We start from the raw sequence: 18,727 nt of genomic DNA on the forward strand, positions 1-18,727 counted from the left end.
TTTTGGGTGCTCCATTTAATAAATACAAATATGGACATCGGCACAAAGCGGCACAGCAACTAGAAGCTGAAAAAATATAGAATTCAGCAGCGATCCGAATAACGACGATGTGGATTAAACGCACGCATGATTACGGCCGCAACCTGAAAGAATCGCTTAAGCGATTGGGGCGCGAGGAATAGTCCTCTCTATGGACAGTACGCGCATACACAATGATTAGAAGAGAATGTTCAGGTAATGAACGGAAATTTAAGTGCGTGACAGCATGATACCAGAAACATTTTAAAAAGTAATCATTTTTTTCGATTAAATCTAAAACAAAGAGCGATTTTAGCAGTAATTGACTCATTTTTAAGTAAATTTTGATTATTTTTTATACAATTAATTTTTAAAAACCTTAATTCAGCATTTGTGGAAACTTGTATAGAGAAACAAACCTTAATATATACATCGTACCAGTAAGTAAAAAGCCCTCAATTGAGGGCTTTTTAAACGTTATTGCAGAGTTTATTTAGCTGCATCGCCCCAAGCAGGAACTACAGTTTGCATCAACGGTTTTAACATTTTCATTGAAGATGCCAAGACCTGTCCATTTGACATGGATTCAGAACCACCACGCGCATCCACTACAGTACCACCCGCCTCTTTAACCAAGAGCTCACCTGCTGCAATATCCCAAGGCTTCAGGCCAACTTCAAAAAAGCCATCAAAGCGGCCAGCAGCCACATAAGCCAAGTCCAGCGCAGCAGAACCGCCACGGCGAATTTGTGCACCAGCTTTAGTCACAGCCAGCAAAGAAGCAAAATGCTGCTCGGCATAAGATACTACTTCACCAGCACGCTGAGTACGGTAAGGATGACCTACTGCCAGGAAGGTATTGTCCAGGCTGTCCTTAACATTTACACGAATGCGGCGCTGGTTCATCATTGCTCCGCGGCCACGGCTGGCAGAGAATAACTCATCTTTTACCGGATCGTAGATTACGCCATGCTGGGTAATCCCTTTATGCTGAACAGCAAGAGAAATACAGAAATGCGGAAAACCATGAATAAAGTTTAAAGTTCCATCCAGTGGATCAATCACCCAGCACCAGTCGGCATCGTGACCTTTTCCTTCCTGAAGACCGAACTCTTCACCCAAGAAACTGTGATTTTTGTAGCTTTTACGAAGTGTATCGATAGTTAACTGTTCCAGATAACGGTCTACACGCGTTACTGGACCATCAATTCCTTTTTCTTCCACTTGTAGATCGAGCTTATGACGATTTTGATGCGCTTTTAAAAGCTCTTGACCAACTGTTTGAGCCGCACGCGCAGCCATCACCACCATAGGTTCCATTGAACACCCACTACAGAATAGAAAAATTTTGACAAAGAATAGTGCATAAAAGCGCATTCATTTTATCAAATGAATGCGCTTTTAGGGAGAAAATGTTGTTAAATTTTAGAGCCTGTTTTAAGGATGTAAAGTCAGCTTAGCCCAGCACTGTGCAATTGAGCGCTGAATACCGAGTGCATCGAGGCCGCTTTCCTCTAACATTTGTGCATGAGACGCCTGTGGCATAAAGCTGTCTGCCAGCCCCAGATTTAATACTGGCTTCACAAGAAGGGCCTTGGCCAGGAACTCATTAACAGCACTACCTGCGCCGCCCATCACTGCATGTTCTTCTACAGTTACAAATAATGTGGTCTGTCCGGCCAGCTGTTGAATAATTTCTTCATCTAGCGGTTTCACGAAACGCATATTGACTACACGAACACCAAGTTTGTGCGCAGCGGCCAGTTCCTGTCCTGCTTCGAGTGCAGCCTGTACCCGGCTTCCAAACGCCAGAATACTGATCTGCTGCTCATGATGCGGATTAAACTCAGCCAGTAATTCAGCACGGCCAAGCTCTAGCAAACTCATTTCCTGCTGAACATCTACCCCTAAGCCTGAACCCCGTGGATAACGTACCGCAGCAGGTCCTGGATAGACATAGGCTGTATGTAGCATCTGACGACATTCATTCTCGTCTTTAGGCGCCATAATAATCATATTTGGAATAGTCCGCATATAAGCATAGTCATAAGCCCCTGCATGGGTTGGGCCATCTTCACCTACCAGACCGGCTCGGTCAATTCCAAAAGTAACATCCAGATTCTGTAATGCGACATCGTGAATCAGCTGATCATAACCGCGTTGCAGAAAAGTAGAATAAATGGCCACGACAGGCTTGAGGCCTTCACAAGCCATACCGGCAGCCAGCGTGACGGCATGCTGCTCTGCAATTGCCACATCAAAGAAGCGTTCCGGATAGTCCCGAGCAAAATCAACCATACCCGAACCTTCACACATGGCAGGCGTGATTGCCATGAGACGCTTATCCTGCGCTGCCTGATCGTATAACCACTGCCCAAAAATCTCCGAATATTTAGGTGGAGCCTTTTTAGTCGCCAAGGTTGGTTGGGCAGGCAACTTGCTAATAGCATGATAAGTAATCGGATCAGCTTCGGCAGGTGTAAACCCTTTTCCTTTCTTGGTATATATGTGAACCAGACGTGGACCTTTGCGTTTTTTCAGGGCATTGAACACCTGAACCAGCTGGTCGATATTATGACCATCAAAAGGACCAAAATAGTCGAATCCGATAGCTTTGAACAGGTTATCAGCTGCACTGGTCGCTGATTGATGCAAACGTGAATTATAAATCCACTGTGGATGCGGCTGTACATAAGCCTCGCCATTTTCATCAACATTGACAAATTGTCCTTTTTCCCAGATTGCAGCCAGATGTTTGGCAAAACCGCCGGTACTTTGCGAGATTGACATGTCATTGTCATTGAGCACTACGATCAGATCAGCATCATGAGCCACTGCGTCATTCATGGCTTCAAAAGCCATGCCCGCAGTCATGGCACCGTCGCCCACCACACATACCACTTCACACGGATTGTTTTGATAACGACGTGCAAGTGCCATACCCAGGCCGGCAGAAATTGCTGTGGATGAATGTCCCACACCAAAAGTATCGAATTCAGATTCATCTCGTGCAGGAAAGGCTGCCAGACCATCTTTGGCACGAATTGTAGTAATTTGTTCGCGCCGGCCAGTCAGTACTTTATGCGGATAGGCCTGATGACCTACATCCCAGATCAAGCGGTCATCTGGTGTATTAAAGCAGTAATGCAGGGCGACGGTCAGTTCAATTACACCCAGGTTTGCACCAAAGTGCCCGCCACTTTGTCCGGCCGCATATAAAATATATTGACGCAATTCATCTACAACCTGAGCCAGTTGTTCTTGGCGAAGCTCACGTAATTGTTGTGGATGATCAATACCCTCTAACAAGGAGATTACGGGGCGTTGAGTGGGAATTTCGGTATACAGCATATGTGGCAAAGCCTTCTAAAGCCGGGCAAATCTAAGCTAGGTAAACGGGTTAAATCGATAAATTATCGAAAGAAATCACCTTCCATCAGCCACATTTCTAGCGACGTAATTTCGAGCATTATCTCATAGGGCGTTGTTTAGTGCACAGGATTATCCTGAATAATCTTACTATTTATCAACTATTATTGTGTGCTTTCTACAAAAAAGAAAATCTTATCAATAATTTCAGTATTGCAATTCTACCAATAGCCGAGCATTAGGCTATACTTTAGCGATTTTCTATGACAAAGACGAGCTGAGCTGTGCCGATTGAATTTGTTGCCACATCCAAATTACCCACCAAGTTTGGTGAGTTCAAGATCAGTGTATTTCAAGATCCGGAGACCGGTGAGGAACATGTGGCACTTTCCAAAGGGCTGGAAACTCCGCCAAATGGCCCGGTGCTGGTCCGTATTCACTCTGAATGTCTTACTGGAGATGCCTTTGCATCACTTAAATGTGATTGCGGTCCACAATTACAGGCGACCCAGCAGTTAATCAATGAAGCAGGTCAAGGTGTGATCCTGTATTTGCGTCAGGAAGGACGCGGGATTGGCCTGACTAACAAGATCCGTGCCTATGCCCTGCAGGATCAGGGTCATGATACTGTCGATGCCAATTTAATGCTAAATCTGCCTGCAGATGCGCGTCATTATGATATGTGTCCAATTATGCTTAATCATCTTGGAGTTAAACAGGTACGTCTGATCACCAATAATCCATTAAAGATTAAAGCGCTGCAGGATCAGGGTATAAACGTGGTAGACCGTATTCCATTAACTGTGGGCTTAAATCCATTTAATGAAGAATATTTAAAAACTAAACATAAGCGTATGTCACATCTTTATAAAAAAGATGACTTCTAATTCACTTTCTTTAAACCAGATAAAATAAAAACTTAAGGGATTTTTTCAATATTATTAGAAAAAATCCCTTACTTTTTCTATGTCTTTATGCTTTGATGTGATTAACCTTTTTTATTTCTCCCTCGAGGGTCATCATGCAGAATCCAACTTCAGCTGATATTCAACGTGTTCGTGAATTTCTTCTTGATCTGCAGGCACGTATCTGTGCCGGGTTAGAGCAGCGAGAACAGGCCGGCGGCGGAACGGCGCAATTTGTAATTGATGACTGGGAGCGCCCTGAAGGTGGTGGTGGGCGCTCGCGCGTATTGCAAAATGGCGAAGTGATTGAAAAAGGTGGAGTGATGTTCTCTCACATCAATATCTCCAGACTTCCAGCATCAGCTACCGAACGTCATCCTCAAATTGCAGGTGCCAAAGCACAGGCTCTAGGCGTATCACTGGTCATTCATCCTAAAAATCCGAATGTCCCAACCTCACATGCAAATGTCCGTCTGTTTATTGCTGAACCAGAAGGCCAAGATCCGGTTTGGTGGTTTGGTGGGGGATTTGACCTTACTCCTTTTTATCCAGATGATGAAGATGTACGGGCTTGGCACCAGAAAGCCCATGATCTCTGCCAGCCTTTTGGTGAAGAGGTATACACCGAACATAAACAATGGTGCGATGACTACTTTTACCTGAAGCACCGTGATGAACAACGCGGAGTAGGAGGCCTGTTTTTTGATGACTTAAACCAGTGGGATTTTGAAACCTGCTTTAAATATATACAAGCTGTAGGTAACGGCTACCTTGAGGCGATTTTACCAATTTTCCAAAAGAACCAAGAAAAACCTTATACTGAAGCACAGCGTGAATTCCAGCTGTACCGTCGTGGCCGCTATGTTGAATATAATCTGGTCTATGACCGTGGCACCCTGTTTGGCCTGCAAACTGGCGGACGAATTGAATCCATTCTGGTCAGTTTGCCAAATCTGGCCGCTTGGTCATATCGCCCTGAATGGGAACAGGATTCGCCAGAAAAACGCCTGACTGATTATTATTTAAAACCTCATGACTGGCTGAATGAACTGCAATAATATTCAGCATTTAAAGTATGGGAGCTGCTTTATTTAAAGCAGCTTTTTTATGCAATTTTAAATTACATCTTTGCACTTTGTTAAACAGCTTCACATAGTGTTTCATTCATTAGCATTTTAATACTTATAAATTAAAAAATATCAGGTACACTTTATGTACTTGGTCAGGCTATTGATCCTGATTATAGATCAGTTCTCTTGGTGCATATTTGCATGTTCATGAAGAGAATACATTAGCCTATTTCTTTAGGCCCGGTTGTCGCTCTTACCTATGAAAAGGTAATGATAGGTCTGCCGAGTTATACCGCTACTATTAAACAGGTTATCTTGAGCAAAATAATGTTAAGAAAATCAAATAATCATACTGTGATTTTGTCATGGTGTATTTTCTCTATTCTTCTATGTTCCATTGCTGTAACAATTGTCTCTGATAATACGATCTCAGATGGCGTATCCATAACAGTCAGTGTGATTGCTGGTATTGCCCTGGCTTTAAGTCTGGTTACAGTCCTTATTGATGTTATCCGCTCGATTTGTGATCCTTAAGTCAGATTAAAGATTTTATTTATTTTTAGCTTTCAGTTTTGATTGAAACCGTTTTTAACTTCAGTGGGCAAAAATTACTGATTGACGTATATTGTCTGCATTTCATTTAATGGATACTGTGAGATGAATCAGCAGTTTGCCGTCATTGGTAACCCGATTGAGCAGTCCCGCTCTCCTGAGCTTCACCAGGCTTTTGCCCAGAAAACCGGCATTCATCTAAATTATGTCAAACAACTGGCAGCACCTGATGCATTTAAAACTTCGGTTGAAGCTTTTTTTGCACAAGGCGGCCGAGGCATGAATGTGACGGTACCTTTTAAGGAAGAAGCATTTGCCTTATGTGATGTACTGACTGAACGTGCCAAGATTGCCAAAGCAGTCAATACGTTATGGCGGGAAAATGACCAGCTATATGGAGACAATACCGATGGGCAGGGCTTAGTGGCCGCCATTACTGCTTTGGGCTGGCCATTAAAAAATAGTCAAATTCTGATTATTGGGGCAGGTGGCGCTACTCGCGGTGTGATATATCCTCTGGCTCAGGCAGGTGCCAGAAAGATTGTTATAGCTAACCGTACCTTAAGTCGTGCTGAACAGCTAGTTCAGGATTTGCAGCAAGCCGTACCACAAACCACGTTGCAGGCCATGGCATTAAACGAACTGAGTGGAAACTTTGACTTAGTGATTAATGCGACTTCAGCCAGTTTAACTGGTGAAGCATTGGTTCTACCTGAAAGTATGAGCTTTCACTATGCCTATGAGATGGCTTATGGCAAAGCTTCAAGCTTTCTGGAACAAGCCAAAGCACGCGGAGTAAAGTATGCCGATGGGTATGGCATGCTCGTCGGGCAAGCAATTGAATCATTTTCAATCTGGCACAGTGTTAAACCGGAATTGCAGGATTTTCTAGATTAAATATAAAAAGAACCTCAACTGAGGTTCTTTTTAGAATAGAGAATTAAACTGCCTTATTTAACATGCTGCTTTAATTTTTGATAAGTCTCTTGGTATAAATCGAAGTCAATATAATCGGCCTGATCTAAAGTCAGCTGCTGAATACTTCTTACCGAAAGATTATTCTGGGTAGTGTCTTTATATGCACGCGCCAGTACTGTTGCGGCTGCTTTCAGAAAGGGACGGCTAGCTGGCTCAACTTCATATTCCTCATTAAAACGCTGTATATAATACTGAATAAAGAGAGCTTGGGGCTGTTTGTACTGGGTTGCCAGCTTGTTCCAGTTTTGACGGTCTTCAGCACCTGCAATCACTTCCGAGACCATTTTGTCTACGCTTTTACCCAAGACCTCATCAAACTGGATACTTTCCTTGAGCTGATGTTTTTCCTGCAAGATTTTAATTTTTGCCAGTTCTTGTGTATCTGGTGTGTTCTGATCAACGTCCTGATAACGATACGCATAAACCTGAGAAATTTCTTGTAATGCCTGCGGACTGTAATTCTTCAGCAGTTCTGGCTGTTGAACTGCCAGTTCCATCAGGAAAACAGTCTGATAAGTTTGCTGGTAAGAATGAGTACGGGCGTAAGTCTTTTCTGCCAGCTTATGTACCTGCTGCTCAAAATCAGGCATTTCATTATGAGTATTGGTTCTGGATGACTCATCTTCACCCATAGAGCGCCCCACTCCTTTAATCAGGTTTTCAAACATTGAGCCTTTACTGACTTCCTCAATCGACTTGGCATTACGCAACTGGGCACGGTCAATTTTGGTAGCATTACCATAATTTAAAATATCCATGTCAGCTTTTACATCCAGTACACCATATTTTTGTGTTGTGTACTGCAAGCCATATTTAATCTGTACTACCCGGCCCTGCTGGTCTAGTCCAACATCCACCTGTAACGGTGTCTGCCGATGAAGCCCCCTCATTGCCTGCTGTATATCGGATTGGTGATTCTTCCATAAACCGGTAAATTCCTCAGCTGTAGTCAACTGCCGTTTTTCATAAGGGGTAAATACCTTCTGTAAATTCAGCAAAGCTTCATTGAGACTATAAAGTGTTCCCTTATCTTTTACATTTTTTTGAAAAACATCTAAACCATACTCATTTCGACAAGCATTCAGCTGCCCCATAGCAACCTGCTGAGGCTGTTGAAGCAATGCTTGACATTCCTCTTTGGTTAGGTAACCGCTCGCTTCCTCTTCAGCCGCTGTATACGTCTGCTCTTTAGCAGTATCTAAACGTCCAGAATCTTCTGTCAGTTGGGCTGCATCTCTGCAGTTCTTGTGGCTGTCCGTTATACAACTGGTTTCAACAGCACTGTCTGTTGCCATATCAGGATGTTGTAACTGGTTCAAGTGCTCATTAACCAACTGGGTTAATAATACACGTGACTGGTAAGCTTCTGTTTCGGCGCTACCACCTATTTCAGAAGATAAAACATCCAGTTCTACCTTGTGTGAAAAGTCATCCTTTTCTCTAGCAGCATCGGTTGCTATTTGATTGTCTTTAGACTGTACTGGCATACCTAAGACGGTATGAGATAAGTACCCTTTGTTGAGCTGACTAAACAGACTTGATTGTAAAGAAATAGCTTCAAGAGTGGTATCTAACCGGACTTTCTCAACCAGGCCTTGTTGACGGTCTTGAGCCGTTAGAGCGAGCGAATGTATCTGTTGCGGCTCTGCTAGCAAGTAAGCGACTGCATTCATCTGCTTAATGTACTCAGCCAGCTCTTGCAGGTTTACTTTATTGATATCACTTTTATATTTGGAAAAGTCAATATAGGCAAAGCTGCTCTGACTGTCTTGATTGACCAGATAAGGCATAAGCGCAAAATAATTGCTATAGAACTTATAGTCTTTAAAGTCCACGACCATTGGAATTTTGGCTTGTACCAGCAGAGTCGGTTTTTTATAGGTTGCCGTTAGATTAAGAGACGCCAGTTTCTGGCGATAATGTACCGAACCAGCATAATCAAACTGAATATTACTCAGCAGATTTAACGCCCAAACATCAAACTGGCGCCCGGAAGCTGTACTCGCTGCTCTATAACGATCAGCGTCCTTATACATTGCCTGATAAAGTTGCTGCTTTTGTTGTGTTGTAAGAGAAATATGCTGTTTCTTTAAAAACTGGTCAATCTGCTTTTGCAATGTGTGGTCGAACCGATCCGATTTCTTCTGTTCCTCCTGAGTTTTAGTTATATCTTGTAACGCAGATGCTTTTACTAAGAACTGGCCACGATAATCATAGCTCGAGGTTTCAAGCATGGAATTAAGACCATGTATCGCGCGCTGTCCAGCACTTTTAGCAGCATCTGGACTGGTTTTAATGACATGCTGTGTACACGCCCCCAGACTTAAACCTAACAGGCACAAGGTTAAATATTGTAATTTCATGAGGTTTTTCTAAACACCTTATTTATTTATAATTTAAACTAAAAAAACTGCAAATTAATCTGTACAGATAATCCGGCTTATTTTAACAAGCTCAAGTCCTTTTAAGATTGGCAATTGTGCTTAGATTAGCTTTTCTGACATTTTAATTTTGCTGTCATATCAATGTATTTTTATAGAATTTATGAATAATTGAATACATACACCAGATAATCCAAAACAATTTCTAGATTAGGATTAAGACCCATGCCAGCATATAAAGCTCCCCTTCGTGATACACGCTTCTTGATGAATGAAGTTTTTGATTATCCAGCCCATTACCAGACTTTATCCAATGGTGAACTGGCTGATAGTGATACCGTCGATATGATTCTAGAAGGTGCAGCAGATTACTGTGAAAATGTAATTTCCCCCCTGTATCAAACCGGCGATGATGAAGGCTGTCACTGGAACAACGGTGAAGTCACTACCCCTAAAGGCTATAAAGAAGCATATGACCAGTTTGTACAAAGCGGCTGGCAGGGATTGTCTTATCCGGAGCAGTATGGTGGACAGGGTCTCCCTATGTCACTCAATCTGATCAAGTCGGAAATGATGGGCACAGCCAACTGGGCGTTTACCATGTATCCAGGTTTAAGCATGGGTTGCATGAATACTATTTTGCAATTCGGGACTGAAGAGCAGAAAGATATTTATATGCCACCTCTGGTTGCAGGTACCTGGTCAGGGACCATGTGTTTGACTGAGCCCCAATGCGGTACTGATCTGGGTCAATTAAAGACTAAAGCTGAACCTCAGGCTGATGGTACCTATAAAATAACCGGTACCAAAATCTTTATTTCTGCGGGTGAACATGACCTGACTGAAAATATTGTACACATCGTGCTTGCTCGTCTGCCAGATGCACCTGCGGGTACAAAAGGTATTTCACTGTTCATCGTACCGAAGTTCCTCCCAACTGCTGAAGGAAATGTCGGTGAGCGCAATGCAGTGAACTGCGGTTCAATTGAGCACAAGATGGGTATCAAGGCCTCTGCAACAGCAGTACTCAACTTTGATAATGCTACCGGTTATCTGATTGGTGAACAAAATAAAGGGCTGCATGCCATGTTTACCTTTATGAATACTGCCCGGATCGGGACAGCGGTTCAGGGTATTGCACATGCTGAACTTTCATTCCAAGGCGCACTGCCTTATGCCAAAGAGCGCATGTCAATGCGTGCCCTGTCCGGTAAAAAAGATCCGGAAAAAGTTGCTGATGCGATTATTCATCATGCTGATGTACGCCGTATGCTACTAACACAAAAAGCTATTGCCGAAGGTGGCCGTGCCATGATTTATCATGCTGCACAGCTTGCCGATAAAATGACAGATGCCCTTACCCGTGGTGACAATGCTGAATATGAAGAATACGATGATAAACTCGGTTTTTATACGCCTATTTTAAAAGGCTTTCTGACCGAACTTGGTCTTGAAGCAGCTAACCATGGTATGCAGGTCTTTGGTGGTCATGGTTATATCAAAGAATGGGGCATGGAGCAGATCGTTCGTGATGCACGGATTGCCACCTTGTATGAAGGTACAACCGGTGTGCAAGCACTGGATTTGATTGGCCGTAAAGTTTTGCTGTCTTCTAAAGGTAAAGTCGTTCGTGATTATACCGCTGAAATTTTAAAATTCAGTGGCCGTCATGCACGCAACAAATATATGCGCCGTTTTGCCTGGGACCTGACTAAAATCTGTGCTCAGTGGAATGCTCTTACTGTACGTATCATGCTGGCTGCACGTAAAGACCGGGATATTGTTTCAAGTGCCTCTTTTGATTATCTCATGTTCTCTGGATACGCCATGATGGCTTATTTCTGGGCCCAGCAGGCTGCAGTGGCTTCAGAAAAACTTGAATCGGGTGAAGGTAAAGAAACTCCTGAATTCTATAAAGCTAAAATCAAGGTTGCAGACTTCTATTTCGAGCGTATGCTGCCACGTGCACAAGGTCATGCTGAAGCTATGGTGAATCCTTCACGCACCATGACTTCTCTGGCAGCTGAACATTTCAGCTTTGACTACTAAGCTCATCATTTCAATATAAGTTATTCTTTAAAAAGAGCGCTTAGGCGCTCTTTTTAACTTCAGACTATTATTGATTCTAAATTATTCCAAGTCTTAAAACTCTACTGCATCTTTGACCAGTTTATAGGGCTGTTCAGGTAATGGATGCTGCTGTATAAAAGTCTGTATTACCCGCTGATCATTAGCATGCAAGGTCTTATAGAGATTCATGACCAGATTCTGCTTGGGATCAACACGATAATAAAAATTAACCCCCTCAGCGAGGTGCACAATAATTTCATTCTTAGCCTGATCAACAGACCAATGATCTCTGCGATAAAAACGGCGTTGCGCTGTATCAGGCCTGTCTACGCCAGGTTGCACCCGGCCAAATGTAGCGATCATACGGTGGGCACTGCCGTCAGGCAGCAAATTTAAAATATATTCTGCCCTTCCTTTGCCACAATTTACAAAAGCATCCTGACAGGGAACCTGCGTATAGTAACGTCCTGCATACTGTAAATTTGTACTGCGTACTTCTTCATTCTGCTCATTTTGCAGTACTGGCAAAGACGCACGGCCTGCAACCTCAGTCAGTTTTCGGCCTGTCACCAAACTTTCATCAGTATAATTTATATTATTCAAAGAAGGGAGCTGACCCTGACTTAGAGGTGAGCTTTCCCGTGTTTCTGACTGCGAGAGATCACAGCCACCCATCAATGCGCCTAATAACACAATGGTACAGACTCTGGCTAGAACAGGCATTTTTCTATTCATCACTCACTTGTTGGTCCGACGACATTCGGCTTATGCAGGCCAATAAATGTATTTTCAATACACTTTTATCATTAAAATCAGGCGTTTCAATACCATTGTCGCTCAAGTTAAATTAAATACTCAAAAGAGTAGAGAAGGCATACCAATAAAAATAAAGTCGACTTCCTGAGTTGGAAATAACTTTAAGGGTATTTTAGTGGTCAAATTATAGAAATTTGAACTCCTGCTTACATAACTTAACCAAGTTACTGAACATACGTCTTTAAAAGGTATTCATTCATCACTATATAAATATTGAGGGTAATGATTGTTTCGTTATCAGATTTATTTTTTACAGCGAGGAGACTTCGATGTCAGATTCTGGCTTATATCGTTCTAACCGACAAAACATGATTGCCGGCGTAATGGGCGGTATTGCAGAACGTTTTGGCTGGAATGCCAATCTGCTGCGCATCATTTTTGTCTTAATCTCGATTATGAGTGCAGCTTTTCCTGGAATTCTGGTTTATCTGATTTTATGGCTATTAATGCCTAAACGTGATTATCGTCTGGATGCACCGCCACGAAATTATCAGCAGCCAGTACGTACTGTTTATGATGAACATAAGGTGAAACGCTAAATCGCTCTCCTCTCTAACCGGTTTGGTCGCTACGGTTGTGCCCCTAGACAGCCGTAGCCTTTTTATCTATCTATAAATTATGGTTTCTGGCGCAAATGCAGAATTTCTTGTTGCATGGCTGCAATCATATCTGCCCGGCTAATGATTCCAATTAGCTGTTCTGCTTCAACTACAGGTATATAGTTAAAAGATTTCTCTACAAAATAGGGCGCCAAATCTTGAATTGGCTGTTCAGGGTGAACTGTCACCACCTTACGGTTCATAATCTGTTTTACCAGATACTCCCATGATGCCCGGTAATCTGCACCGCGCTTAAACCACTCAACCACATCATATAACGCAAGTGTACCCACCAAATGCTCTGAGGCATTCACTACGGGCAGACTCATTAAATTGACCTGTTTGAACTTGTCTAAGGCTTTATGAATATCATCGTTTTCATGCAGTACAATGACGTCACGGCTCATAATATCACGACAGTGATAGTGTAAAACTATACGTTCATTTGCCCGTTCTTGGGCTTCTAGAATAATTTTTTCCAAGTCATACTGACTGATATCAAGAAGCTCGGTCTGATGCTCAAGTGCCTGCTGGATATCCTGTGGCTGAATGGTCACCTTCTGGGTAGGCGTCGGGTCTTTGGAACGCTCATTTACCTGCCGTGGATAAGGATAATGCCGCCCTAGCAGACGATTAAAAAAAATAGCAAAACCCAGCAATAAAACCGAATTTAGTAATACGGGATAAAATAAAAATTGATAACCCAGATGATGTACACCCTCGCCACCTAAAACTGCCGTAATTGCTACAGCTCCGCTAGGCGGATGTAATGAATCTGTAGTCATCATCAAGAAAATAGACAGACCAACGGCCAAGCTAAACGCAGAAGTAAGATCAGGAATCCATAAAGCACAACTGACACCAATTAATCCGGCAATGGTATTGCCCACCACCATGTTCCAGGGCTGCGCCAGTGGACTGGCCGGCACTGCAAATAATAAAACCGAGGAAGCACCCATGGGTGCAATATACCAGGCATTGATTCCGCCCAGTGTATACCAGCTAATAATTGATGAAATCGCCAGTCCCAGCAGAGCGCCACAACCACAGAGTAAGCGCTCTTTTAAAGGCAGCGTTTTAAAATTAGGTTTAAGGGTGTCTAGCCAAAACTGTGAATTACTCACTGCACAACCTGTTCTTGTTAGATAAAAAACAGGGCGAGTATACGCCTAAGCCTTATTAAGGTGCATTGATTTTATATCTTTACAATATTGGTTTTTTTGTAAAGCAGTCACAACGCTTCTTAGCGTTACTTAACTTTTCTCGGCTTTATACTTACTTGGCTCTGTTATTTACTCATAATTGATCAGGGATTAATCAAGACTGGATGATATGAACAATAAAATCTATAGCAATACAGCTTTAATACGCTCTTTGCTTCTGGCACCGATACCAAGCCTGCTGGTGATTTTAATTTTCTCGGCAGCCGCCAATGGTGCAGGCCAGTTATCCTCTGTAGTCAGTATTCTGTTTGTAGCTGTTATGATTTATGCAGTTTACTGTATTTTAGCATTACCGTTTGCTTACGGCTTATCTCAGCTTATACAGCTCAAATTTCATCTAAATCTGGGAATTATTTTAGTCGGCTCTATAAGTGTATGGTTAATTATGCTGACTTTGTTGCAGCTCATACTCAATCATAATATTTCAATGGGCTGGGAACTTTATTTAAGTGGCGGCTATTATATGATGGCCTTATTGACCGGATTCTTTTACTGGTTGCTACTTAAATATTTTGATTCACAGCCTGCCCCAGCGATTGCACATTTTAACAAGTTAAAAACCTACTGATGAATAGTTGAAGGACAGGAATTCCGCTATAGCTAAATCAGGTTTTATGCTGGTTTATTTTCTAGAATCTAGGTTTAAATACCTGTTTGGTGGAATTTTATCTGTATAAAAAAGTTGAACTGATTTTAATAATAAGCCTGGTCTGACTTGAAAATTCTGCTTTAACTCATGATTCGCACTCTTAAATAGAATTCTTTGCCACTCCCCTGCAAATTCCCTATACTTAGGGACAATTTTTTCTCATATTCTAGTGGATGCTACATGAGTCGCGCCATATCACATATTGATACATTTCAAGGCTTAATTCTTGCCTTACAAAATTACTGGGCCGAGCAAGGCTGCGTCGTATTACAACCTTACGACATGGAAATGGGTGCAGGTACTTTCCACACTGCGACTTTTCTGCGTGCATTAGGCCCTGAAACCTGGAATGCGGCTTATGTCCAGCCATCACGCCGTCCTAAAGATGGACGTTACGGTGAGAATCCAAACCGTCTACAGCATTATTACCAATTCCAGGTAGTGCTGAAGCCTAATCCGGATAATATCCAGCAGCTTTATCTGGATTCATTAAAGGCTATTGGTATTGATACGCTAACACATGATATCCGTTTTGTAGAAGACAACTGGGAATCTCCAACACTTGGCGCTTGGGGCTTGGGCTGGGAAGTCTGGCTGAACGGTATGGAAGTGACACAGTTTACCTATTTCCAGCAAGTTGGTGGCGTAGAGTGCTATCCGGTTACAGGTGAAATTACTTACGGTCTTGAGCGTCTGGCCATGTACCTGCAAGGTGTAGACTCGGTTTATGATCTGGTCTGGACTAAAGGCCAATTTGGTACGGTCACTTACGGCGATGTGTTTCACCAGAATGAAGTAGAACAGTCCACTTATAACTTCGAATATGCGCCAGTTGAAAAACTATTTGAACTGTTTGATTTTTACGAAACTGAAGCCAGCCGTTTAATGGAAGCAGAACTTCCACTGCCGGCATACGAACAGGTGATCAAAGCTTCACATAGCTTTAACCTGCTTGATGCACGTGGTGCGATTTCTGTGACTGAACGTCAGCGCTATATTTTGCGTGTACGTACACTGGCCCGTGCCATTGCACAGAGTTATGTACAGGCCCGTGCCAAACTAGGCTTCCCGATGGCCGAGCCTCATCTGCGTGATGAAGTCTTGGCCCAGCTTAAAGCTCAAGCGGAAAATGATGCTGCTCAGGCAGAAAAATCAGCGGAGAACAAATAATGTCTAAACATACAGTTTTATTTGAACTTGGCTGTGAAGAACTTCCTCCAAAAAGCCTGAAGACCCTACGAGATGCCTTACGGGCAGAAACAGTGAAAGGTTTAAAAGATGCTGGTCTAGCCTTTGATTCAATCGAAGCTTATGCTGCCCCACGTCGTTTAGCCCTTAAAATTGTGAATGTCGATGGTGCACAAGCAGATACACAGAAGCGTTTTGATGGTCCTGCGGTTCAAGCGGCTTATGACGCTGAAGGCAAACCAACCAAAGCTTTAGAAGGCTTTATGCGTGGTCAGGGTATCAGTATTGATCAAGTATCAACATTCCAGGCAGGTAAAGTTGAAAAGGTCTGCTACTTAAAAGATGTAAAAGGTCAGAGTCTGGATGTATTACTGCCACAAATCCTGCAAACTGCTTTAGATCATCTGCCTGTGGCAAAACGTATGCGCTCAGCAGCCAGCCGTACTGAATTTGTACGGCCAGTCAAATGGGTAGTATTACTAAAAGATGATCAGGTCATTGATGCTACTATTCAGGACCATACAGCCGCTAATGTAACCTATGGTCACCGGTTCCATGCACCAGACGCAATTACACTTGCAAATGCTGATGCCTACCTGGATGCACTGCGTGCAGCTAAAGTCGTAGCTTCATTTGAAGAACGTCAAGCCATTATTGACCAGCAGGTAAAAGCTCTCGCTGATGAAGTCAATGCAATTGCCATTGTACCGGCTGACTTGCGTGATGAAGTAACTGCACTGGTAGAATGGCCGGTGGCTCTGCGTGCCAGCTTTGAAGAGCGTTTTCTTGCCGTTCCACAAGAAGCACTGATCACGACCATGCAGGATAACCAGAAATACTTCTGTCTGGTCAACAGCGACCACAAGCTTCAGCCTTATTTTATTACCGTATCGAATATTGAGTCAAAAGACCCGAAGCAGATTATTGAAGGTAATGAAAAAGTTGTTCGTCCACGTCTTTCAGATGCTGAGTTCTTCTTTTTGCAGGATCAGAAACAGCCGCTGGCTTCACGTTCAGAAAAACTGGCTAACATGGTATTTCAGGCACAGCTTGGCACCTTATGGGACAAGACTGTACGTATCGCAATGCTGGCTGTGGAACTGACCAAGTTTACAGGTGCACAGGTTGCTGACGCTGAAAGAGCCGCCATGCTGTCTAAATGCGACCTGACTTCCGAGCTGGTAGGTGAATTCCCTGAGCTTCAAGGGATTGCAGGGACATACTATGCCCGACTTGAGGGTGAAAACGATGAAGTCGCTGAAGCGCTTGGCGAGCAGTATCTGCCAAAATTTGCAGGTGATGTTTTACCAAAAACCAAAACAGGCACTACGATTGCACTGTCCGACCGTCTGGATACGCTGGTAGGTATTTTTGGGATTGGGCAGGCTCCTACAGGTTCAAAGGACCCGTTTGCACTTCGCCGTTCGGCAATTGGTATCTTGCGTCTGATTATTGAAAATAATCTCGATGTAACGATTGAAGCACTGGTGAACTCTGCCCTGCATGCCTATGGCGCGCTGATTACTGATCCGAATAAAACCCGTAGTGATGCAGTTGCCTTCCTTGAAGGCCGTTACCGGGCCAAATATGAAGACCAAGGTGTTCAGGTAGATGTCATTCAGGCAGTCCAGGCGATGTCACCTGCTTCTCCGCTTGACTTTGACAAACGTGTTAATGCCGTTAACCATTTCCGCAATCTGCCTGAAGCTGCTGCATTGGCTGCTGCAAACAAGCGTGTTGCAAATATTCTGGCGAAAGAAGCTGCACCTGAAGGTTCAGTGGTTGAAGCGAACCTGGTTGAAGATGCTGAAAAAGCATTATTTGCTGAACTTGCGAAAATTACGCCTGTGGTTGAGCCATTATTTTCTGCTAAAGACTACACTGCTGCGTTGTCTGCACTTGCTGCTCTTCGTGTGCCAGTGGACGCGTTCTTTGACGGCGTAATGGTGATGGCAGATGATACTGACCTGAAAGCAAACCGTTTACGTATGCTGGCTCAGCTTCGTGATTTGTTTACCAAAGTTGCTGATATTTCGGTGTTGCAGCACTAAGTTGTGATTTATTAAAAAACCCGCTTTAGAGCGGGTTTTTTATTTCGAGAAGATCTTTATCTTGCTTGTTTAATTTATCATATAAATCAGGGAAAATTTCTAACATATTATTAATAGCTAATTTCAAATATCCTTCAGCTAAACCTAAAGCATATGCAGAATATATCTCCTCTATTGGTGTCTTTACTCCAGTTCCTCGGTCTGGTTCAAACATTTTATAGAACCCCATTGGAAAACTATGGGTATAAGTAGATAATAGTTGGTAATTTACTTTAAATGCTGATTTTGAATTTCCGATTTTGTGTTCAATTTCTTCTCGACTGAGAAAAAAAGCAGTAGCCCCCTTTAAAAAATGCCGTTGTTGTTTCTCTTCTAAGTTTTGAAAATATTTAGTACTAGTTAATTCTTTAATCAATTGGTCTTTTAAGTCTTTATCCGGTTCTTCTTTACCAATTTCTTTAAATAATTTTTCTCTAGATATAAAATCATGATAATTAAAAAGATTTTTTCTAGCTAATGCTTCATCTTCTGAGATTTTATCAATACAAAGATAAAAAAATGTTTGATAGCACTCCATTAAATTTCTAGCTAAAGTAAATGCTGAATTAAAATCCCAATGTGAATTATATTTCTTACCAGTATCCAAATCTGCTAATTTTTTTAAAGAGATCGAAATAACACAAATTTTTGTAAAAAGGATAGAGGCCCATCCTTTTCTATAATCTACGAATCTTCCAGCTACACTTTTTGAAATTTTGATTGCTAAACTTGTATACTTTACATACGTATTAAATTGTTTATGAAATTTTAATTCATCGATATTATTCATTCGCTATGCTCTTTATCCAATTTCTATAA

General features: G+C 42.5%; 15 protein-coding genes. 9 read left to right on the top strand and 6 right to left on the bottom strand.

Translation table 11 applies throughout. The features are described 5' to 3' along the window. Nucleotides 1–507: 507 nt before the first annotated feature. Together N518_RS0100435 and dxs are read right to left on the bottom strand one after the other, a co-directional pair. Nucleotides 508–1,338: an inositol monophosphatase family protein gene (locus tag N518_RS0100435; protein ID WP_005024392.1), complete on the bottom strand. Its 831-nt coding sequence runs from the start codon at nt 1,336–1,338 to the stop codon at nt 508–510. A gap of 117 nt (nt 1,339–1,455) precedes the next feature. Then, nucleotides 1,456–3,369: a 1-deoxy-D-xylulose-5-phosphate synthase gene (gene dxs, locus N518_RS0100440; RefSeq protein WP_026443874.1), complete on the bottom strand. Its 1,914-nt coding sequence runs from the start codon at nt 3,367–3,369 to the stop codon at nt 1,456–1,458. Between the two features lie 302 nt (nt 3,370–3,671). Here dxs and ribA point away from each other — a divergent pair, with 302 nt between their 5' ends. The 4 genes from ribA (at nt 3,672) to aroE (ending at nt 6,811) form a co-directional block, all read left to right on the top strand. After that, on the top strand, nt 3,672–4,274 hold the full coding sequence (ribA, locus tag N518_RS0100445; RefSeq protein WP_005024388.1) for a GTP cyclohydrolase II: 603 nt from the start codon (nt 3,672–3,674) through the stop codon (nt 4,272–4,274). Nucleotides 4,275–4,408: 134 nt separating this feature from the next. Then, nucleotides 4,409–5,350: an oxygen-dependent coproporphyrinogen oxidase gene (hemF, locus tag N518_RS0100450; RefSeq protein ID WP_026443875.1), complete on the top strand. Its 942-nt coding sequence runs from the start codon at nt 4,409–4,411 to the stop codon at nt 5,348–5,350. A 339-nt stretch (nt 5,351–5,689) separates the two neighbouring features. Continuing rightward, entirely contained in the window at nt 5,690–5,896 is a 207-nt protein-coding gene (locus tag N518_RS0100455; RefSeq protein WP_005018267.1) for a hypothetical protein, read from the top strand. Between the two features lie 123 nt (nt 5,897–6,019). Beyond that, nucleotides 6,020–6,811 carry a shikimate dehydrogenase gene (gene aroE / locus N518_RS0100460; protein ID WP_005024384.1) on the top strand — a complete coding sequence of 264 codons (792 nt, stop codon included), beginning with the start codon at nt 6,020–6,022 and terminating at the stop codon, nt 6,809–6,811. 53 nt (nt 6,812–6,864) lie between these two features. Here aroE and N518_RS0100465 read toward each other — a convergent pair whose 3' ends face one another. Beyond that, a complete protein-coding gene (locus N518_RS0100465) occupies nt 6,865–9,255 on the bottom strand; it encodes a hypothetical protein (protein ID WP_005024382.1) in 2,391 nt (796 codons plus the stop codon). A gap of 243 nt (nt 9,256–9,498) precedes the next feature. Here N518_RS0100465 and N518_RS0100470 point away from each other — a divergent pair, with 243 nt between their 5' ends. Then, on the top strand, nt 9,499–11,322 hold the full coding sequence (locus N518_RS0100470) for an acyl-CoA dehydrogenase C-terminal domain-containing protein (protein WP_005024380.1): 1,824 nt from the start codon (nt 9,499–9,501) through the stop codon (nt 11,320–11,322). Between the two features lie 93 nt (nt 11,323–11,415). Here N518_RS0100470 and N518_RS0100475 read toward each other — a convergent pair whose 3' ends face one another. Continuing rightward, complete coding sequence (locus N518_RS0100475; RefSeq protein WP_227548690.1) at nt 11,416–12,078, bottom strand: hypothetical protein; 663 nt, start codon at nt 12,076–12,078, stop codon at nt 11,416–11,418. Between the two features lie 350 nt (nt 12,079–12,428). On the opposite strand from N518_RS0100475, the gene N518_RS0100480 reads away from it, so the two are divergent. Beyond that, on the top strand, nt 12,429–12,698 hold the full coding sequence (locus N518_RS0100480; RefSeq protein ID WP_005018251.1) for a PspC domain-containing protein: 270 nt from the start codon (nt 12,429–12,431) through the stop codon (nt 12,696–12,698). Nucleotides 12,699–12,775: 77 nt separating this feature from the next. Here the strand turns inward: N518_RS0100480 and N518_RS0100485 are convergent, their stop codons facing one another. Beyond that, entirely contained in the window at nt 12,776–13,882 is a 1,107-nt protein-coding gene (locus tag N518_RS0100485) for an HPP family protein (protein WP_005018243.1), read from the bottom strand. 208 nt (nt 13,883–14,090) lie between these two features. Between N518_RS0100485 and N518_RS0100490 the strand changes: the two genes are divergently transcribed. From N518_RS0100490 to glyS, 3 genes are all read left to right on the top strand, one after another. After that, nucleotides 14,091–14,549: a hypothetical protein gene (locus N518_RS0100490; protein ID WP_005018242.1), complete on the top strand. Its 459-nt coding sequence runs from the start codon at nt 14,091–14,093 to the stop codon at nt 14,547–14,549. 261 nt (nt 14,550–14,810) lie between these two features. Further along, a complete protein-coding gene (gene glyQ / locus N518_RS0100495) occupies nt 14,811–15,800 on the top strand; it encodes a glycine--tRNA ligase subunit alpha (RefSeq protein WP_005018241.1) in 990 nt (329 codons plus the stop codon). After that, complete coding sequence (gene glyS / locus N518_RS0100500) at nt 15,800–17,869, top strand: glycine--tRNA ligase subunit beta (protein ID WP_017400881.1); 2,070 nt, start codon at nt 15,800–15,802, stop codon at nt 17,867–17,869. The genes glyQ and glyS overlap by 1 nt, the downstream gene beginning before the upstream one ends. Nucleotides 17,870–17,894: 25 nt before the next feature. Here the strand turns inward: glyS and N518_RS0100505 are convergent, their stop codons facing one another. After that, on the bottom strand, nt 17,895–18,698 hold the full coding sequence (locus tag N518_RS0100505) for a DUF5677 domain-containing protein (protein WP_005407241.1): 804 nt from the start codon (nt 18,696–18,698) through the stop codon (nt 17,895–17,897). Nucleotides 18,699–18,727: the final 29 nt, after the last annotated feature.

It is taken from the genome of Acinetobacter sp. UNC436CL71CviS28, assembly GCF_000620525.1.
GTDB lineage: Bacteria > Pseudomonadota > Gammaproteobacteria > Pseudomonadales > Moraxellaceae > Acinetobacter > Acinetobacter radioresistens.

Bases quoted from the DNA above. Each gene is read 5' to 3' on its own strand.
- N518_RS0100435 (WP_005024392.1), bottom strand. From the start codon at position 1,338: ATGGAACCTATGGTGGTGATGGCTGCGCGTGCGGCTCAAACAGTTGGT.
- dxs (WP_026443874.1), bottom strand. From the start codon at position 3,369: ATGCTGTATACCGAAATTCCCACTCAACGCCCCGTAATCTCCTTGTTA.
- hemF (WP_026443875.1), top strand. From the start codon at position 4,409: ATGCAGAATCCAACTTCAGCTGATATTCAACGTGTTCGTGAATTTCTT.
- N518_RS0100455 (WP_005018267.1), top strand. From the start codon at position 5,690: ATGTTAAGAAAATCAAATAATCATACTGTGATTTTGTCATGGTGTATT.
- aroE (WP_005024384.1), top strand. From the start codon at position 6,020: ATGAATCAGCAGTTTGCCGTCATTGGTAACCCGATTGAGCAGTCCCGC.
- N518_RS0100465 (WP_005024382.1), bottom strand. From the start codon at position 9,255: ATGAAATTACAATATTTAACCTTGTGCCTGTTAGGTTTAAGTCTGGGG.
- N518_RS0100470 (WP_005024380.1), top strand. From the start codon at position 9,499: ATGCCAGCATATAAAGCTCCCCTTCGTGATACACGCTTCTTGATGAAT.
- N518_RS0100475 (WP_227548690.1), bottom strand. From the start codon at position 12,078: ATGAATAGAAAAATGCCTGTTCTAGCCAGAGTCTGTACCATTGTGTTA.
- N518_RS0100480 (WP_005018251.1), top strand. From the start codon at position 12,429: ATGTCAGATTCTGGCTTATATCGTTCTAACCGACAAAACATGATTGCC.
- N518_RS0100490 (WP_005018242.1), top strand. From the start codon at position 14,091: ATGAACAATAAAATCTATAGCAATACAGCTTTAATACGCTCTTTGCTT.
- glyQ (WP_005018241.1), top strand. From the start codon at position 14,811: ATGAGTCGCGCCATATCACATATTGATACATTTCAAGGCTTAATTCTT.
- glyS (WP_017400881.1), top strand. From the start codon at position 15,800: ATGTCTAAACATACAGTTTTATTTGAACTTGGCTGTGAAGAACTTCCT.
- N518_RS0100505 (WP_005407241.1), bottom strand. From the start codon at position 18,698: ATGAATAATATCGATGAATTAAAATTTCATAAACAATTTAATACGTAT.